The organism is Ectothiorhodospira variabilis, assembly GCF_022227625.1.
Taxonomy (GTDB): Bacteria; Pseudomonadota; Gammaproteobacteria; order Ectothiorhodospirales; family Ectothiorhodospiraceae; genus Ectothiorhodospira; species Ectothiorhodospira haloalkaliphila.
The window spans coordinates 420,773-438,217 of the sequence record NZ_JAJNAO010000001.1 but is presented as its reverse complement, the minus strand read 5'-3'; the positions used below and the strand labels follow the sequence as shown (position 1 = coordinate 438,217).

At 65.0% G+C, this 17,445-nt stretch carries 14 protein-coding genes; 5 read left to right on the top strand and 9 right to left on the bottom strand.

The genetic code is table 11. The annotated features are described in order from the left end of the window. Positions 1-22: 22 nt before the first annotated feature. The 3 genes from LPW30_RS01960 to LPW30_RS01950 are packed head-to-tail and all read right to left on the bottom strand — an operon-like array spanning position 23 to position 4,625. Complete coding sequence (locus tag LPW30_RS01960) at positions 23-2,941, bottom strand: bifunctional diguanylate cyclase/phosphodiesterase (RefSeq protein WP_239679931.1); 2,919 nt, start codon at positions 2,939-2,941, stop codon at positions 23-25. A 2-nt stretch (positions 2,942-2,943) separates the two neighbouring features. After that, the gene (locus LPW30_RS01955; RefSeq protein WP_239679930.1) at positions 2,944-4,164 is read right to left on the bottom strand and encodes a TonB-dependent receptor; all 1,221 of its coding nucleotides are present in this window, start codon (positions 4,162-4,164) and stop codon (positions 2,944-2,946) included. Beyond that, a complete protein-coding gene (locus tag LPW30_RS01950) occupies positions 4,164-4,625 on the bottom strand; it encodes a type 2 periplasmic-binding domain-containing protein (protein ID WP_239679929.1) in 462 nt (153 codons plus the stop codon). The genes LPW30_RS01955 and LPW30_RS01950 overlap by 1 nt, the downstream gene beginning before the upstream one ends. Positions 4,626-4,843: 218 nt before the next feature. Here LPW30_RS01950 and LPW30_RS01945 point away from each other — a divergent pair, with 218 nt between their 5' ends. Then, positions 4,844-5,359 carry a transcriptional repressor gene (locus LPW30_RS01945; protein ID WP_051582710.1) on the top strand — a complete coding sequence of 172 codons (516 nt, stop codon included), beginning with the start codon at positions 4,844-4,846 and terminating at the stop codon, positions 5,357-5,359. A gap of 27 nt (positions 5,360-5,386) precedes the next feature. Here LPW30_RS01945 and LPW30_RS01940 read toward each other — a convergent pair whose 3' ends face one another. After that, positions 5,387-6,127 carry a ferredoxin--NADP reductase gene (locus LPW30_RS01940; RefSeq protein ID WP_025283030.1) on the bottom strand — a complete coding sequence of 247 codons (741 nt, stop codon included), beginning with the start codon at positions 6,125-6,127 and terminating at the stop codon, positions 5,387-5,389. A 103-nt stretch (positions 6,128-6,230) separates the two neighbouring features. Between LPW30_RS01940 and LPW30_RS01935 the strand changes: the two genes are divergently transcribed. From LPW30_RS01935 to LPW30_RS01925, 3 genes are all read left to right on the top strand, one after another. Then, on the top strand, positions 6,231-7,028 hold the full coding sequence (locus LPW30_RS01935) for a TatD family hydrolase (protein WP_239679928.1): 798 nt from the start codon (positions 6,231-6,233) through the stop codon (positions 7,026-7,028). Positions 7,029-7,071: 43 nt separating this feature from the next. Then, the gene (locus LPW30_RS01930) at positions 7,072-7,782 is read left to right on the top strand and encodes a tRNA threonylcarbamoyladenosine dehydratase (protein ID WP_239680008.1); all 711 of its coding nucleotides are present in this window, start codon (positions 7,072-7,074) and stop codon (positions 7,780-7,782) included. Positions 7,783-7,846: 64 nt separating this feature from the next. Beyond that, positions 7,847-10,087, top strand: a complete 2,241-nt coding sequence (locus LPW30_RS01925) for an EAL domain-containing protein (RefSeq protein ID WP_239679927.1) — start codon at positions 7,847-7,849, stop codon at positions 10,085-10,087. A gap of 12 nt (positions 10,088-10,099) precedes the next feature. On the opposite strand, the gene LPW30_RS01920 is transcribed toward LPW30_RS01925, so the two are convergent. From LPW30_RS01920 to glyQ, 5 genes are all read right to left on the bottom strand, one after another. Next, a complete protein-coding gene (locus LPW30_RS01920; protein ID WP_239679926.1) occupies positions 10,100-10,771 on the bottom strand; it encodes a protein tyrosine phosphatase family protein in 672 nt (223 codons plus the stop codon). Further along, positions 10,768-11,553 carry a lysophospholipid acyltransferase family protein gene (locus LPW30_RS01915; protein ID WP_238624730.1) on the bottom strand — a complete coding sequence of 262 codons (786 nt, stop codon included), beginning with the start codon at positions 11,551-11,553 and terminating at the stop codon, positions 10,768-10,770. Before LPW30_RS01915 ends, LPW30_RS01920 begins: the two co-directional genes overlap by 4 nt. Positions 11,554-11,786: 233 nt before the next feature. Continuing rightward, positions 11,787-12,362 (bottom strand): D-glycero-beta-D-manno-heptose 1,7-bisphosphate 7-phosphatase, encoded by a 576-nt coding sequence (gene gmhB, locus LPW30_RS01910; protein ID WP_239679925.1) that lies wholly within the window; start codon positions 12,360-12,362, stop codon positions 11,787-11,789. Further along, positions 12,359-14,431 (bottom strand): glycine--tRNA ligase subunit beta, encoded by a 2,073-nt coding sequence (glyS, locus tag LPW30_RS01905; protein WP_239679924.1) that lies wholly within the window; start codon positions 14,429-14,431, stop codon positions 12,359-12,361. The genes gmhB and glyS overlap by 4 nt, the downstream gene beginning before the upstream one ends. A 3-nt stretch (positions 14,432-14,434) precedes the next feature. Then, positions 14,435-15,379, bottom strand: a complete 945-nt coding sequence (glyQ, locus tag LPW30_RS01900; RefSeq protein WP_239679923.1) for a glycine--tRNA ligase subunit alpha — start codon at positions 15,377-15,379, stop codon at positions 14,435-14,437. A gap of 606 nt (positions 15,380-15,985) precedes the next feature. Here glyQ and glnA point away from each other — a divergent pair. Continuing rightward, positions 15,986-17,395, top strand: coding sequence for a glutamate--ammonia ligase (gene glnA / locus LPW30_RS01895; protein WP_025283038.1), 1,410 nt, complete (start codon positions 15,986-15,988; stop codon positions 17,393-17,395). Positions 17,396-17,445: the final 50 nt, after the last annotated feature.

The window sequence follows — 17,445 nt, the reverse complement described above, 5'->3', positions numbered from 1 at the left end:
CTGCACCCAGCCCCGCGCTCGATCATGACAGCGGGTACACGCGGTCGGATTGCACCAATTCCCGGGCAGGGCCTTCCGCCAGGGCCGGGGCAAACAGATAACCCTGCCCCACCTGGCATCCCAACTCACGCAGATGTGCAGCCTGACCGACTGTCTCGATACCTTCGGCCACAACGATCTTGTCAAGGGCGCCGGCGATGGAAATCACTGCCTGGATGATGGCGGCGTGGCCGGCATCCACACTCAGACGACGCACGAATGAACGGTCAATCTTGACCACATCGAAGGGAAAGTCGCGCAACTGGCTCAGGGAGGAGTAACCGGTGCCAAAATCATCAATGCAAAGGGACACGCCGATGGCCTTCAGGCCCTCCATGACCTCCAGGGCCTGGGCGGCATTCTCGATCAGGGCCGACTCGGTGAGTTCCACCTTGATGCAGGCCCCGGGTATCTGATGGTGCTCCAGAGCTGCGGCCAGCACAGACACCAGTTCCGGATCCCGCAACTGCTTGCCCGACACGTTCACATTCACGGGCAGACAGGGGGCGCCGACGGCGGTGCGTTCCAGATGCCAGCGGGCCGCCTGGGCCACGCTCTCCCGGATGACCCAGCGCCCCAGGGGCAGGATCAGGCCACTGTGCTCGGCCGCGGGGATGAACACATCCGGGGGAACGGCCTTGCCGTCGGCGCTCCGCCAGCGGGCAAGGGCCTCAAATCCGACCAGACGCCCCGTATCCAGGGCAACCAGGGGCTGATAATTGAGCTGGAACTCATTGTGCTCCAGCGCCCTGCGCATGGCGTTTTCCAGGTTGAGCCGCTCCACTGCACGCGTGTGCATGGCGGTATTGAAAAAGGCGCTACCGCCCCGGGCCCGGGACTTGGCCTGGTACATGGCCGTATCGGCGTTGCGCAGCAGCTCATCGGCACGCAGATCCTCATCCGTGCTCTTGGCGATCCCCATGCTGAAGGTGATGAACAGCTCCTCATCTCCCGCCCGGATGGGTTCGGCCATGGCGTCGCGGATGCGTTGCACCACCTTGTGGATTTCGTCTTCGTCGGGCAGATCCTCCAGCAGCACCGTGAATTCATCGCCCCCCAGGCGCGCCACGGTGTCGCCAGGACGCAGCAACCGCCGCAACCGCTCAGCCGCCTGCACCAGCACCCGGTCCCCCATGGCATGCCCCAGGGAGTCGTTGATGGTCTTGAAGTCGTCCAGGTCCAGGAACAGCACCGCAAACTCGAAATCGGCACGACGGGCCCGATAAATGGCCTGTGTGAGCCGGTCCAGGAACAGGGTCCGGTTGGGCAGGCCGGTGAGGCCATCATGCAAGGCATCGTGCCTGAGCCGCTCCTGGATACGCCGCTGCTCAGTGATGTCCGTCATGGAGCCGGCCATACGATGGGCCACCCCCTCGTCATCACGCACCGCCAGGCCACGAAAGCGCATCCACAGGTAGCCATCATGCTCATGCAGCACACGGTGGTCACTCTCCAGCCAGTCACTGCGTCCCTCCAGGTGGGCCTTCACGTCCCGCCTCAGACTGGCCACGTCGTCGGGATGCACACGCACGAACCAGGCCTCCGGGGAGTCCCCCAGGTCCACATCCCGGCAACCCAGCATGGCCTTCCAGCGGGGCGAGAAATAGATGCGGTCGGTGTCCAGGTTCCAGTCCCACAGACCATCATTGGCCCCGGCGGCCGCCAGCTCGTAGCGCTCACGCTCCACCGACAGTTCGTGCATCTTCTCGGTCAGGGATCGGTTCTTGCGCCGCACATCCTGTTCCAGGGATTCCAGGCGATCCGCCAGACCGAGGGTGATGCGCTCCAGCAGGGTCAGTTCATCGGGCAGTCGTGGGCGGCGATGTGAGAGATCCAGTTGCTCCCGGGCTGCCGCGAAGCGATGCTCCGCCAGCAGGGGAAGCAACCCGGCCACACGCCGCAATCGTGCCAGGGGTTGCCGGGTGAGGGCCACCACAGCCAGCATGAAGACCATCAGCCCGGCCAGACCGATGAACAGGTTCTGCCAGCGGGCCGCCGCGATCTGTCTTCGAGCTTCGGTGACGTCCGAGATCACGACCGCCAGGACGCGATCCTCCGAGTGGGTTCCTGGCAGGTCGAAGGGCATCATTTCGAAAGAGCGATCCCCCAGCACCGCCTCTCGACGCCCCTGCCTCTCCATGGTGCCTTTTACCTGCTCCAACGTCTTGTCCTCCAGCAGCGGGCGCAGCACATCCTGACGGGTGAGGGCCACCAACTGCCCCCCCTGGCTCTGGGGACGCAGGTCCAGCGTCCCATCCGGCAGTGCCTTGCCCTCGGGATCCTCGATCAGGGCAATATCCAGCTGCGAGGTTCCCTGGAAGGCGAGCACCAGATCACCCAGGGTACGGCCCAGCACGATGGCGCCCAGGGTCCCCTCCTCCCCCAGGATCGGCGCCACGGCCTTGGTCAGGCACAGCCCCTGGCAGTGGGTGAACACCAGCGGCCGTTCAGTGGCAAGCACCTGGTCGACGGCCCCCCGCATCTTGGGGCAGTCCTCGCAAGATGGCACCCCCACACTGGATTGCAGCATGACTTCCCCATCGGCATCCAGAAACGCCGCCAGTGCCAGATCCGCGTCCATCTGCAATGATGCCCAGAGCGGGCGAAAGGCCGCTTCCAGTTGGCTGACGTCCCCCGCCTGCAAGGCCTCGCGCACGCCGGACAAGGCGGGGACCAGATGGGCCAGGCTCAGCAGCTCCGCATGAGACTGCTGGGAAAGCCCCTCCAACTGTTCCAGGGCACGGGTCTGCTCCAGGGCGCGCTGCCCTTCGTACTGCTGTTGCAGATTGTAATGACTGAACAGGGCAAAGGTGGCCAGCAGCAGGAGCAGCAACACGCCGAAGATGGCCAGAAACTTCCACTTCAGGCTGACAAATCCCTGGGAGATGGCTTCCTGGTACATGATCAGAAGGTGAACGAGGCTTGCAGGGCAAACAGATCCCAGCGAGCCTGGCCGCCGCCCTGGTCAAATTCCGGGTTGTCCGCGAGCGGTGTGAGGGCGGTGCCATCAATGTGGTGCCACTCGGCCCGCAGCAACCATTGGGGTGTCGGCCGCCAGCCCGCGCCCACGGTCCATTGATGCTGATAGAAGCGATGTGGCTCACGCCCCGCCCCCGGAATTCCCAGTAGGCCGAACTCCCGGGACTGACGTGTGCCGCTGCGATCACTGGTGTCATTCCAGTGCTGTTCGTGGCGCACGAAGCCCTCCCATTGGTGATTGAAACGATAGGTACCCTGCAGGTAGTAGCCTGCCTCGGTAAGCGCACCGTCCGTCAGCGGCCCGTAGCCCTTGGGGTGCAGGCGCCGGATCACCCCCTCGGTGGTCAGACTCAGCCGCTCCCGGTTCCACTCGGCGCTGAGCACCAGGGCATCCACCGCAGTCTCACCCGGTTCGAGCGTGCGAGGCGGATCACCGGGGCGATACTCGGTGCGCACCCGGGAGTAGGTGGCCCCCAGTCGCAGTGCACCCCCATCCCGTTCATACAGCAGGCGGGCGTTCTGACCGCTGGTCAGCCTGAGCTTCCCCGAGGCATCCTGGGTGCGCAGGAAGGCCGCCTGAGTCTCGTCCTGCATGGTGGTGGGGACGGCCAGGCCCAGGTCGAACTGGAACAGGCCCCGGTCGGTGAACCACTGCCAATAGGTATGTAATCCGTCCACACCGGTATAGAAGTCCCGGAGACCCAGCCCCTCCACGTAGATGGTCTGGGGAAGGAGGATCCCCGGCCGCGTGGTGGCCACGTCCCGGGTCTCGTTGTAAAACCCGATGGGGATCTTGGCGCGACCGAGGCGCACACCGCCAATCACCGACCCGTCCAGCAGCCGATAGTCCACAAAGCCGTAGTCCAGGCGAGGATCGCCGTCATATAACTCACCCGCGCGGCGGCTCACCACCTGGGCCGCCAACGCCAGAGAGGGGGTGACCATGTAGCGGGCATTGAGCCCCAGTTCCGTCAACTCGAAGCTGCCGTCCCGGCTCGGCCCGTAGTAGTCGTTGCCACTGGAATACAGATACCCCTGACTGATAAATCCGTGCAGTTCCACTGGCCCGCCGGCCTGCGCCTGCGCCACCCAAAGGCCCCACAGCGCGACCAGGAAGATGCAGATTCCCTTGCCCGAGCGTTTCATCACCTCGCCTCCATGCTGACCACCCGAACGCCCGGATGGTCTACCGGCCCCGTCACATAGCCCACCCCACCGGGGGTCTGACCCACCCGACGCAGCATCTCCTGACGGGACTCCACGGTGACCGGGCCGCGGCCCGTCCCGGAGTAGATCACGCGATTCCAGGCATTTTGCAATTGGTAGGGGAAGACGCCCAGCACCTCCTTGCTGAAGGCCTCGTGGTCCGGGTGACGACTGTCCAGCACGAACACGGTGAGGCGTTCTCCTTGGAAGGTCTGCAGGCGCATGCTGAAGATGGCACGAAGCATGGGTGGGGTGATGGAGTTGTCCGGGAAGGATTCGTGGGCGATGACCACTGGAGGGGGCGCCGCATTGGCCGCCGGTGCCACGAAAAGCACTGCCAGCAAAAGGCAAACAAGGCCCGCAGCCCTCAGTTCCCTGAAGAAGCGATCATCCCCTGCCATCCTGTCCCTGACTACCCCATGTGCGGGCCCTTTGTGCTGTCTGCCTGCGTGGTGTGATCTGCCTGACTCATGCCCACGGCTTACACGCGATCGACGTGCTCAAACCTTATCCCAAGCCCCGGATCGCGTCCACTGATGACGCACCCACCATGACAGATGGCGGTCTGGCCTTCCACCTGAGTATGATGAAGAGCCATTGCAGTCAGATGAGCGCCCCGATGGCCCAGAACCCACCTCATGCCGATCCCCATCATGACCATACCGCCTGCATCCGCAGCGCCATGGACAGTGCCGAGCGCCTGTGCCGGGAACGGGGCGTGCGCCTGACCCCCTTGCGGAAGCGGGTGCTGAAACAGATCTGGCAAAGTCATGAGGCGGTGAAGGCCTATGAACTGATTCATCAGCTCAGCTCGCATGACCACACCGTGAAGCCCCCCACCGTGTACCGGGCGCTGGATTTTCTGCTGGCCCAGGGCCTGGTGCATCGTATCGAGAGTCTCAACGGTTACGTGGGCTGCATCCAGCCGGAACAGGCCCATGACACGCTACTGCTGATCTGTCGGCAATGCGGCGTGGTGACGGAATTGGCGGATGCCGGGGTGACTCAGGCATTGCGCGAGAAGGCCTCGTCCCAGGGTTTTGCACTGGACCAGCCCATTGTGGAGGGGCGGGGGCTTTGCCGGCAATGTGCCGAGCAGCGGGGGACCCAGGGCGATGGCGCGGGAGAAGGGTAGCGGCACCCCGACCCGCTCACCCCACGCTCACCAGTAGTTCTCGGTGGTGATATGGCCCGGCTCACGGCGCCGGTTGCGCGTCATCCCTCTCGCCTTGAGCACGGCGCTGGTGTCGGCCACCATATCCGGGTTGCCGCAGATCATGACCTGGGACACATCCGGCGTCAGCGGCAGCCCCGTATGCCTCTCCAGCAGCCCGTTCTCGATGGCCGCTGGCACCCGCCCCGGCAGGGCGCCCCGAACCTCCTCGCGACTGACGAAGGGTACGAACTGGAATTGGCTGCCCCGATCCCGGAAGCCCTGGATGGTCTCCTGGTAGGTGAGTTCCTCGGCGGTACGCACGGCGTGCACCAGCACCACCTTGTCGAAGCGTTGCCAGGGCGCCTCTGTCTTGAGTATGGACAAATATGGACCAAGCGCCGTACCGGTGGCGAACATCCACAGCACGTCGGCGTCGGGGATCTCGTCCATCACAAAGAAGCCATTGGCCCTGGACATCAGTTCCACCGTGTCTCCAGGGCCCAGCTCCTGCAGGCGATTGGTCAAGGATCCTTCCGGCACCGTGATGAAGTAGAAGTCCAGCGGCCGCTCATCGGGCGCATTCACGTACGAATAGGGCCGGGCCACGCGCTCGCCGTCGATGGTGACCCCCAACCGGTTGAACTGCCCTGCCTTGAAATCGTCCACGGGGGCCTCCACCCGCAGCGAGTACAGTCGCTGAGTCCAGCGCTTGAGTTCAACCACCTCACCCGTCAACCAACCTGCCATGACATTTCCCTTGGCCCTTGATGGGCCTCAATCGATCTATCTATAACGTGTCGCTCCCGGACGTTTTTTTCAACGCCCCGGGATTTGGGGTTATTCTTGAGCCATGCTTCCTTTCAGTATAGACAGTCATTCCCATTTCGATGTGGAGGCCTTCGAGCCCGACCGGGAGGCCTGCTGGGAGCGCGCCCGCGCCGCCGGCGTCAGGGCCCAGGTGGTACCGGCCATTGGTCGTTACAACTGGGAGAGGGTCCGCGACGTGGCCCATCGCTACCCTGGCATCCACCCGGCCTATGGTCTGCACCCGGTCTATCTGGACCGGCATCGGCCCGGGCACCTGGACGAACTGGCTGACTGGCTCGGCCGCGAACCGGCGGTGGCCGTGGGCGAATGTGGTCTGGATTGTTTTGTTGAGGGCCTGGACTTTGATGTCCAGTGGACATACTTCACCGCGCAACTGGACCTGGCAGTGCAGTTCGGATTGCCCGTGATCATCCACGCCCGCCGCGCCGTCGACAAGGTGACCCGGGCGGTGCGCGAAAGGCCAGAACTTACCGGGGTCGTGCACAGCTTTTCCGGCAGCCGCCAGCAGGCCGACAAGCTGCTGGAGCAGGGAATGCTGCTGGGTTTTGGCGGCCCCATCACCTATCCCCGTGCCCAGCGCCTGCGGCGCCTGGTGGGCGAGCTGCCACTGGAAGGCATCCTGGTGGAGACGGACGCCCCGGATCAGCCCGGTGTCTCTCACCGGGGTGAACGCAACGAACCCGCATTCCTGCCCGAGATCATCCGCACCCTGGCTCAGTTGCGTGAAGACGACCCGCTCAGGGTCTCCCAGGTCACCGCTGACAATGCCCGCCGCCTGTTCCAGTTGCCCGCCGACCTGCCCATTCAACCCGACGCTTGAGCCACCCGTGACCGACACACCCGACATCCACGAACGCACCCGCATGCTCCTGGGAGACGCAGGCCTGGAACAGTTGCGCCGCCGCCATGTCTTCATCGCCGGCTTGGGCGGGGTGGGTGCCAGTGCTGCCGAGGCCATTGCCCGGGCTGGTGTCGGCCGCATCACCCTGCTCGACCACGACGTGGTGGGCCCCTCGAACCTCAATCGTCAACTGGTGGCATTGCACTCCACTCTGGGGCGCCCCAAGGCCCATGTGATGGCCGAACGCATCGCTGATATCCACCCGGCCGCGCGGGTGATCGTGCGGCAGGACTTCCTCAGTCCCGACAATGTCGCGGACCTGCTGCCGGCAGATTGCGACTTCGTGCTGGATGGCATCGACTCCATTGCCTGCAAGGCGGCCCTGGTCCATACCTGCCAGCAACGCGGTCTGTCGGTCATTTCCAGCATGGGTGCCGGAGGGCGGCTTGATCCCACCGCCGTTCGCGTGGGTCCGTTGGCGACAACCGAGAAGTGCCCCCTGGCGCGTGAGCTGCGCAAGCGGCTGCGTCGACTGGGGGGACATCTGGACTACCCGGTGGTGTATTCCACCGAGACGCCCATCAAGGGAAGCGAACATCGACCCATTGATGGGCAGGTATCCGGCCGCCCCCGGGCGGTGAACGGCACGATCTCCTATCTGCCCGCCTTGTTCGGGCTGACCCTGGCAGGTGAGGTGGTGAGAGGGCTCCTCGCCAGCCATCCCCTCCCCTGAGACCCTCGGGCTGGTCTATAGTCTGGGTTTGAAGACGCAACAGGACCTCGTGTCAGGGAAACTCATGAGCAAGACTCTTCTCCGGCCCTCTGCCGGCCCATCCCGGATGAAGGGCAAACCAGCGCCCGATGATCTGGAGCGCGTCATCGCCCAGGTCCATGCCATGGACCGAGCACCTGATGCCTGGCAGGGCAGTGATCAAGTGCCCACCATGATTCCCTATATGGCCAAGGCTGTGGACGAACTGAAGCGCATTTATGTCAGTCCGCGGCTCAAACAGTGGATGAGCGGCCAGGACAAGGGCCGGTTTCTCAAGGATCATGACCGCTGGCTGACTCATCTCCACCCGGATGACCGGGAGGCGGTCCTCGACGCCCTGGGGCAAACCCGCGAGACCCAGCGTGCCTACTGCCTGGAATACCGGCTCCAGGACCTGGATGGTCGACCCCACTGGGTTCGAGACATGGGGGCCTACATCCACGACGGGCGCCCCGAGCGGGCCGTCATCCAGGGCCTGATGATGGAGATCCCGGATCCACACGATGGCGCGCAACCCGCCCAGGCCCATGAGACCAGCCCGCTGCCCGTGCCCTCCGGCCCCACGGAGGCACCGCAACTGGCCAGGCATCTGCACCAGCTTCTGGACCAGGCGCCCATGGCCCTGTTTGCGGTGGATGATCAGGGGCAGATCACCTACGTGAACCAGCAAGCACTCACGCAACTGGGTTATGCACGCCCCGACCTGCTGGGCCACGCTGCCCATGGGCTGTTGCTGAAGGCCCGCGAGGACGGCACGCCGGTCGCCTGGCCAGACTCACCACTGCATCAAGCACTGTGCAGCGGCCAGGCGCTGGAACGGCTGGAAACCGTGCTTTGGCGCCGGGACCGCCGGGCCCTGCCGGTCCACATGGCGATCACGCCGCTTCGCGCGGGGACCGCCGCCAGCGGCGCGGTGATCACCTTTCAGGACGCCACGGAATACCGCTCCATGTCCACCCAGCTGGACTATCAGGCCAGCCACGATCCGCTCACCGGCCTGCTCAATCGCCGCGAACTCATGTTCCGTCTGGAGCGCGCCCTGCACGATGCAAGGCGTCAGCATGTACAGCACGCCTTGCTTTATCTGGACCTGGACCAGTTCAAGCTGATCAACGACACCAGCGGCCACCAGGCCGGAGATGAACTGCTTCGTCGCATTGCCACCCTGCTCACCGATCATGCCCGCCAGGGAGACGCGCTGGCGCGCCTGGGGGGAGATGAATTCGCGGCGATACTGCACGAGGTGACCCCCGAGCAGGCCATGCGTCTGGCCGAGGAAATGCGTGAACTGGTAGAGAACTACCGCTTCCACTGGGAGAACCGCCAGTTCTCCCTCACCGTGAGCGTGGGGCTGGTGCCTGTGAGCCGCGAGAGCAGCAGCGGCATCACCCTGTTGTCCGCGGCCGACACCGCCTGCAACGCCGCCAAGGACACAGGCCGTAACCGGGTGCACGCCTTCAAGAAGGACGACACCGGCCTGATGCGAATGCAGGGGGACATGCACTGGGTGAGTCGCATCCACTCGGCGGTGGAGGAGAACGGTCTGCAGCTCTTCTGCCAGCCCATCCGACCGGTCGCTCCAGAGGGAAAAAAGGCGGGGACACACTTCGAGATCCTGGTGCGCATGCGGGATCACGATGACAAGCTGATCCCGCCATCGGCGTTCCTGCCGGCGGCGGAACGCTACAACCTGTCCACCCGCATTGACCGCTGGGTGGTGCGCCAGACGCTGGACTGGATGTGCGACCAACGTGATCGCATGGACCATCTGGATGCCTGTGCCATCAACCTGTCGGGGCATTCGGTGGGCAACAGTGAGTTTCTCAAATTCCTGCTGGAGGCCTTGCAGACATCCAATCTGCCACCGGAAAAGCTCTGCTTCGAGGTCACCGAGACCGTGGCGATATGCAATCTGGACAATGCCCGGCATCTGTTCTCTTCCCTGGGCTCGCTCGGCTGCCGTTTCTCCCTGGATGACTTCGGCAGTGGCATGTCCTCCTTCGGCTATCTACGCGACCTGCCAGTGCATTACCTGAAGATCGATGGACTGTTCGTGCGCGACGTGGCTCAGGACGAGACCGACCGGGCGCTGGTGCAGTCCATCAACGACATCGCCCACGTGATGGGCAAACAGACCATCGCTGAATTCGTGGAATCGGATGCCATCCTGCAGGTCCTGCGGGAGATGGGGGTGGATTACGTTCAGGGTCATCACATCGGTCACCCGGTACCACTGCACTCCATCACCCTGGGCGACAGACCTTGAGGGTGGCCGATCCTATTCCCGGCGCAGGATGCGGTCGACCAGGGAGTCTGCCAGCCGACTGGGGCGGAACGTCTTCCTGAGAACGGCCCGGTCATAGCGGGTATCCACCCAGGTGAGCAGATCCATGGGTTCTCGTTCGGCATCCCGCAGGTAGCTCTCGAAGAACCAATCCAGCAGACCGGTCTTGGCCCATCGGTAATGGAAATAGGGCCAGAGTCGCAATTGCCGGGTCTGGTCCAGAGGCATGCCCTCCATCCAGTGCAGGTAGAGGGTACTCATCACGCCCACCCGGTCGGCGCCGGACTTGCAGTGAAACCACACCGGATATTCGATGCGATTGAGAAGCTCATGGGCGGCGCGTATCGACTCAGGCGATGGAAGGCTGCGAGAGTGCAGCTTGAGGTGCTCAAGGGATACCCCGAGGCGTTGGCAGGCATCCGCCTCCAGGGCCATCATGGAGTTGTCCGGCTCCTCCCCCCGCAGGTTCACCACGGTGCGGATGCCATGCCGGGGTATGCGCTGGCGCAGATGTCGGGGTGAGGGCTGGCCGGAACGAAAGGCACGATGCGATATCCGGTGGAAGTTGGACAGCCCGAACTCCCTCACCCATCCGTCATCGGCCCAGAGGGCATGCACATGAGTGCGCGCCCTCTGGGTGCGCGTACTCAGATCAAAGTGGCTCATGGGGCGTTGTGATGACCTTCAGACCCGGGCTGGGTCTCTGTGTTGCTGTGTATCCCGCATAAGGCGTTGGTATGGGACTCGATCCATTCTTCTGCGTCGGCCATGATGTCCTCGGCCCGGCGGCCTTCCGTGGGGATGGGCGGCCCGATCTGCATGCGAATGGTGCCGGGATACTTGATGAAGCTGCCCTTGGGCCAATATAGCCCGGCGTTGTGGGCCACGGGGATCACCGGGCGACCGCTGCGGGCCGCCAGCACAGCGCCACCCAGCTTGTAACGCCCCCGTTCTCCGGGCGCGGTGCGGGTGCCCTCCGGAAAGATCACCACCCAAAGTCCCCGCTGCAGCCGGTCCTGGCCCTGGCGGACCAACTGGCTGATGGCCTTGCGCCCGGCCGAGCGGTCCACGGCGATGGGGTGCACCAGGGACATGCCCCAGCCAAACAGGGGGATGCGCATCAACTCCCGCTTGAGCACCCAGACCTGTGGCGGGATCACCCGTTGCAATCCCAGGGTCTCCCAGGTGGACTGGTGCTTGCACAGAAGCACCTTGGCTTCCCCGGCAAGGTGTTCGGTGCCGGTGACTTCGAAGCCCAGGCCGCAGGTGACCTTGAGCCACCAGACATTGAAGCGGGTCCATTGTGAGAGGACACGGAAGCGGCCATGCCAGTCCAGGAGGATGAGAAAGGGGAATGTGCAGGCGAACACGATGGTGGAACCGGAAAAGCCGGCCCAGAACAGTGTGGCGCGGAGGTATAGCAGCGGGGTGGGCTGTGGACGGGTCACGGGGTCATTTCAGGGGTTTTGGGCAGGCTGCATGATAACCAGCGTGGCCGGTGCGGGCCAGTGTCGGGGCTGGGCCGGGCTGGACTGGGCTGGGCTTCGGAGATGGCGTTCTCCCGAGGGGGTGGGTTCCTTGCGGCGGGACGCCGTGAATACCTCCCTGTAGGCTTGTTCGCCGCATCCATGCGGCGAACACCCGCCTCCAGGAACCCACCCCGTCGGGAGAACTGGATACGTCAGTGGCTTCGCTCGGGAGGGCCTCCCTGGGATGGGGGACACTGACGGAGAAGGGCCTGTACCAGTTCTGCCAGATCCTCGTAGACGGGAATGCCCTGGGGGATACGGCCTTCGGCCAGGGCCCTGGCGCCGTTGCCGGTTTTGACCAGCAGGGGGCTGCAGCCGGCGATGGTGGCGGCCTTGATGTCGCGGGGGGAGTCGCCCACGGCAGGCACGCCGGTCAGGTCGATGCCCAGGTCGCGGGCCACTTGGTGGAACAGGCCCGGCCGGGGCTTGCGACAGTCGCAGCCATCGTCGGGGCCATGGGGGCAGTGATAGATGCCTTGCAGGGAGCCGCCGGCGGCCTCCACTGCATCGGTCATGCGCGCGTGGATGGCATCCAGGGTGGCGGCGTCGAACAGGCCGCGGGCCAGGCCGCTCTGGTTGGTGACCACCACCACCCGCCAGCCGGCCCGGCTGAGCCGGGCGATGGCCTCCAGGCTCCCGGGCAGGGGGATCCACTCCTCCGGTGACTTGATGTAGTCGGGGGAGTCCCGGTTGATGACGCCATCCCGGTCCAGCAGGATGAGCTTCATGGCACCCGGGACAGGTCCGCCACCCGCAGGAACAGGCCCGCCAGGCGGTTGAGCAGGGCCAGGCGGTTGTCCCGCAAGGCGGTGTCCTCGGCCATGACCATCACCTGATCGAAGAAGGCGTCCACGGGCTCTCGCAGGCTGGCCAGCTCGGTGAGCCCCTGGGTATATTCACCGGCGTCGAAGTGGGCCGAGACGGGTAACCACAGGGCCTCGAGCCGTTCATGCAGGGCGCGCTCGGCGTCTTCATGCAGTCGCTCCGGGTCCACCTGCTCGGGCAGGTCGCCTTCCACCTTGCGCAGGATGTTATGGATGCGCTTGTGGGCTGCGGCCAGGGGTTCCGCCTCCGGCAGGCCCAGGAAGGTTTCCACGGCCCGCACCCGCTGGTCGAAGTCCAGGGGCCGGGTGGGACGCACCGACAGCACGGCGTCGAACACCTCCGGGCGGATGCCACGGTCGTGATAGTAGGCGCGCAGGCGTTCCATGATGTAGTCCAGCACCTGGGGAACGGCCTCCATGGCCGGCACGGTCTGGCCGTAACCCCGGGCCGCGTGCTCCAGCAGATCCTTCAGGTCCAGGGGCAGTTCCGCTTCCACCAGGATGCGCAGCACCCCCAGGGCGGCGCGGCGCAGGCCGAAGGGGTCCTTGGCGCCGGTGGGCTTGAGGCCGATGGCGAAGATGCCCACCAGGGTGTCCAGGCGGTCGGCCAGGGCCAGCACCCGGCCCACGGCCTCGCCGGGCAGGTCGTCGCCAGCATGGCGGGGGAGATACTGATCCTCCAGGGCCCGAGCCACGGCGGCGGCCTCGCCGTCGTAGCGGGCATAGTGGCGCCCCATGGTGCCCTGCAATTCGGTGAACTCATACACCATCAGGGTCTGCAGGTCGCACTTGCACAGGCGCGCCGCGCGTCGGGCTTCGCTCTCGGGGGCGTCGATCTCCCCGGCCAGGTACGCGGCCAGTTGCTCCACCCGCTGGGTCTTGTCATACAGGCTGCCCAGCTTCTGCTGGAAGACCACGTGCCGCAGGGCGTCCAGGTGGCTTTCCAGAGGACGCTTACGGTCCTGGTTCCAGAAGAATTCGGCATCGGCGAAGCGGGGACGGATCACCCGCTCGTTGCCCTCGCGCACCCGCTCGGGCTCCCGGGAGTCCACGTTGCTGATGGTGATGAAGTGGGGCATCAGGCGCCCCTGGTCGTCCACCACGGCAAAGTACTTCTGGTTGTCCTGCATGGTGAGGATCAGGGCCTCCTGGGGCACGTCCAGGAAGCGGGACTCGAAATGGCCCGCCACGGCCACTGGCCATTCCACCAGGGCGGCCACTTCATCCAAAAGAGCCTCGTCCAGCACGGCGCGACCGCCCAGTTCGGCGGCGGTCTGCTCCACCTGCCCCCGGATGGCCTCCCGGCGCGCATCGAAATCCGCCAGCACATGGCCCTGTCGGGCCAGCAGGTCCGCGTAGGCGGAGGGTTCCGGCACAGGGAGCGGATCCGGGTGGTGGAAGCGGTGCCCCCGGGTCTCGCGCCCGGCGGGGATGCCCAGGATGGTGCCCGGAATCGGTTGGTCCCCCAGCAGCAGGATCACCCAGTGCACGGGGCGCACGAATTCCGCATCGCCATCACCCCAGCGCATGCGCTTGGGGATGGGCAGGGCGGCCAGGGCGGATTCCACGACCCCCGGCACCAGCTCGGCGGTTTCGCGACCAGGTTCCACATGGCGATGCACCAGCCAGGCGCCCTTGTCGGTCTCCATGCGCTCCAGGGCGGACACCTCCACGCCGCAGGAGGCGGCAAACCCCTGGGCCGCCCGGGTGGGCTGACCCTCGGCATCGAAGGCGGCACTCACCGCCGGTCCGCGGCGCTCCATGGCCTGATCCGCCTGGCGCAGCGGCACCTCCCGGATCCACACCGCCAGCCGGCGCGGCGCGGCATAGGCCTGACCCGCCCCGACCTTGAGCCCCGCCTCCTCCAGGCCCCGGGTCACCTCCCGGGCAAAGGCATCGCGCAGTTCCCGCAGGGCCTTGGGCGGCAGTTCTTCGGTACCGATCTCGATCAACAGATCCTGTGCATCACTCATGTCTTACCCCTGTCCGCCTTGCGCCTGACCATTGCCCTCATTGCCCCCATTGCCCTGGAGCATCGGGAAACCCAGGGCCTCCCGGGCCTCGTGGTAGGCCTTGGCGACGCTGCGGGCCAGTTCGCGCACGCGCAGGATGTAGCGCTGACGCTCGGTCACGGAGATGGCGCGGCGGGCATCCAGCAGGTTGAAGGTATGGGAAGCCTTGAGCATCTGCTCGTAGGCCGGCAGGGGCAGCCCCTGCTCGATCAGGTGGCGACTCTGCTGTTCGCAGGTCTCGAACCAGGCGAACAGGCGCTCCACATCGGCGTGCTCGAAGTTGTAGGTGGATTGTTCCACCTCGTTCTGGTGATAGACATCGCCATAGGTCACCACGCCCTGCGGCCCCCGTGTCCACACCAGGTCATAGACGCTCTCCACCCCCTGAAGGTACATGGCGATGCGCTCCAGGCCGTAGGTGATCTCGCCGCTCACGGGCCGGCAGTCAAGGCCGCCCACCTGCTGGAAGTAGGTGAACTGGGTCACCTCCATGCCGTTGAGCCACACCTCCCAGCCCAGGCCCCAGGCCCCCAGGGTGGGCGACTCCCAGTTGTCCTCCACGAAGCGGATGTCATGCACCAGCGGGTCGATGCCGATGGTCTTGAGCGAGCCCAGATACAGCTCCTGGAAGTCCGGCGGAGAGGGCTTGAGCAGCACCTGGAACTGGTAATAGTGCTGCAGGCGGTTGGGGTTCTCCCCATAGCGTCCGTCGGTGGGGCGCCGCGAGGGCTGCACATAGGCGGTGCGCCAGGGCTCCGGACCCACGGCGCGCAGGAAGGTGGCCCAGTGGAAGGTGCCGGCCCCCATCTCCATGTCGTAGGGCTGGAGCAGCACGCAGCCCTGCCGGGCCCAATAGTCCTGCAGGGCCAGGATGAGCCCCTGGAAGGTTGAGACGTCTTGAGAGGACATTCAGATCGACCCGAAGTGATTCGTGATTGGCATGCGGGCCGCCGGCCACGCAAGGCGTCGCATTATAACGGCGTCGGCAGCAGCCAGACCAGCGCCGTCCCGTGGGAGCGGCCCTTGGCCGCGAAGTCTTTCCACAGGCGAAGCCCCATGACCATCCGGCCCTTCCGAGGGGGGTGTTCCTGGAGGCGGGTGTTCGCCGCATGGATGCGGCGATCAAGCCTACAGGGATGTATTCACGGCGTCCCGCCGTAAGGAACACCCCCCTCGGAAGGGCCTGCCCCGATGCCAAACCCAGGTGCTCATGCCAGATGCGCCCTTCGCGGCCAAGGGCCGCTCCCACATGGAACGGGATTCCACGGGTATGGTGCAAGGCCGGTTACTGTCCCGCCCCAACATGAGGCATGCTACCCTGGCATGCACTATCCTGGTGCAGGCCGGTGACCCCATTTCGGGCAGACCGCCCCGCTCAGGCCCATATTTCGACCACTCACACCATGGCACGGTCCATGCATCATCCCGACCGAACGTTTTTCAACGCCCCTGCCGACTGATCAGTGGGCAACCCATTTCAAAGTGGCAATCATTCAAGTCCCTGGAGGAGCACGCATGTCAGCAAGCGACGTACTCAACATGATCAAGGAACACGACGTGAAATTCGTCGACTTCCGTTTCGTGGACAGCCGCGGCAAGGAGCAGCACGTCTCCGTCCCCGCCCACACCATCGACGAGGACGTACTGGAAAGCGGCAAGATGTTCGACGGCTCCTCCATCTCCGGCTGGAAGGGCATCAACGAATCGGACATGATCCTCATGCCCGATACCGAAAGCGCTGTCATGGATCCCTTCTTCGACGAGCCCACCCTGAACCTGCGCTGCCAGGTGGTGGAACCGACCACCATGCAGGGCTATGACCGCTGCCCCCGCTCCCTGGCTCAGCGCGCCGAGGCCTATCTGGCCAGCACCGGCATCGCTGACGGCTGCATGTTCGGCCCGGAGAACGAATTCTTCGTCTTCGACGACATCAAGTGGGGCACCTCCATCCAGAACTGCTTCTTCCAGATCGACTCCGACGAGGCCAGCTGGAACTCGGAAAAGGTCTTTGAAGACGGCAACATCGGCCACCGCCCCACCGTGAAGGGCGGCTACTTCCCGGTACCGCCGGTGGACAGCCTGCAGGATCTGCGCTCCGCCATGTGCATGGCCCTGGAAGAAATGGGCCTGACCACCGAGGTGCACCACCACGAAGTGGCCACTGCCGGCCAGTGCGAGATCGGCGTGGGTGCTGCCTCCCTCACCCGCAAGGCCGACGAGGTACTGATCCTCAAGTATGTGGTGCAGAACGTGGCCCACAACTACGGCAAGACCGCCACCTTCATGCCCAAGCCCCTGGTGGGTGACAACGGCAGCGGCATGCACGTGCACATGTCCCTGTCCAAGGACGGCCAGAACCTGTTCGCCGGCGACAAGTACGGCGGCCTGTCCGAAACGGCCCTGTACTATGTGGGCGGCATCATCAAGCATGCCCGCGCCCTGAACGCCTTCACCAACCCCTCCACCAACAGCTACAAGCGTCTGGTGCCCGGCTTCGAGGCCCCGGTCATGCTGGCCTACTCCGCCCGCAACCGTTCTGCTTCCATCCGGATTCCGTGGGTGTCCAGCCCCAAGGCCCGCCGCATCGAGGTGCGCTTCCCCGACTCCACCGCCAACCCCTACCTGGCCTTTGCTGCCATGCTGATGGCTGGCCTGGACGGCATCCAGAACAAGATCCACCCGGGCGAAGCCATGGACAAGAACCTGTACGACCTGCCCCCGGAAGAGGAAAAGCAGATCCCGCAGGTCTGCGCCTCCCTGGAACAGGCCCTGGACGCACTGGACAAGGACCGCGAGTTCCTGACCGCTGGCGGCGTTTTCACCGACGACATGCTCGACGCCTACATCGACCTGAAGATGGAAGAGGTCACCCGCATGCGCATGACCACCCACCCGGTGGAATTCGACATGTACTACAGCCTGTGATCACCTGACCCCTGAGGTCATCGTGATTCAGTAAGGAGCCCCCGGCAACG

Bases quoted from the DNA above. Each gene is read 5' to 3' on its own strand.
- LPW30_RS01935 (WP_239679928.1), top strand. From the start codon at position 6,231: ATGCTTCCTTTCAGTATAGACAGTCATTCCCATTTCGATGTGGAGGCC.
- LPW30_RS01930 (WP_239680008.1), top strand. From the start codon at position 7,072: ATGCTCCTGGGAGACGCAGGCCTGGAACAGTTGCGCCGCCGCCATGTC.
- LPW30_RS01920 (WP_239679926.1), bottom strand. From the start codon at position 10,771: ATGAGCCACTTTGATCTGAGTACGCGCACCCAGAGGGCGCGCACTCAT.
- LPW30_RS01925 (WP_239679927.1), top strand. From the start codon at position 7,847: ATGAGCAAGACTCTTCTCCGGCCCTCTGCCGGCCCATCCCGGATGAAG.
- LPW30_RS01940 (WP_025283030.1), bottom strand. From the start codon at position 6,127: ATGGCAGGTTGGTTGACGGGTGAGGTGGTTGAACTCAAGCGCTGGACT.
- LPW30_RS01955 (WP_239679930.1), bottom strand. From the start codon at position 4,164: ATGAAACGCTCGGGCAAGGGAATCTGCATCTTCCTGGTCGCGCTGTGG.
- gmhB (WP_239679925.1), bottom strand. From the start codon at position 12,362: ATGAAGCTCATCCTGCTGGACCGGGATGGCGTCATCAACCGGGACTCC.
- glyS (WP_239679924.1), bottom strand. From the start codon at position 14,431: ATGAGTGATGCACAGGATCTGTTGATCGAGATCGGTACCGAAGAACTG.
- LPW30_RS01945 (WP_051582710.1), top strand. From the start codon at position 4,844: ATGGCCCAGAACCCACCTCATGCCGATCCCCATCATGACCATACCGCC.
- glyQ (WP_239679923.1), bottom strand. From the start codon at position 15,379: ATGTCCTCTCAAGACGTCTCAACCTTCCAGGGGCTCATCCTGGCCCTG.
- LPW30_RS01950 (WP_239679929.1), bottom strand. From the start codon at position 4,625: ATGGCAGGGGATGATCGCTTCTTCAGGGAACTGAGGGCTGCGGGCCTT.
- glnA (WP_025283038.1), top strand. From the start codon at position 15,986: ATGTCAGCAAGCGACGTACTCAACATGATCAAGGAACACGACGTGAAA.
- LPW30_RS01960 (WP_239679931.1), bottom strand. From the start codon at position 2,941: ATGTACCAGGAAGCCATCTCCCAGGGATTTGTCAGCCTGAAGTGGAAG.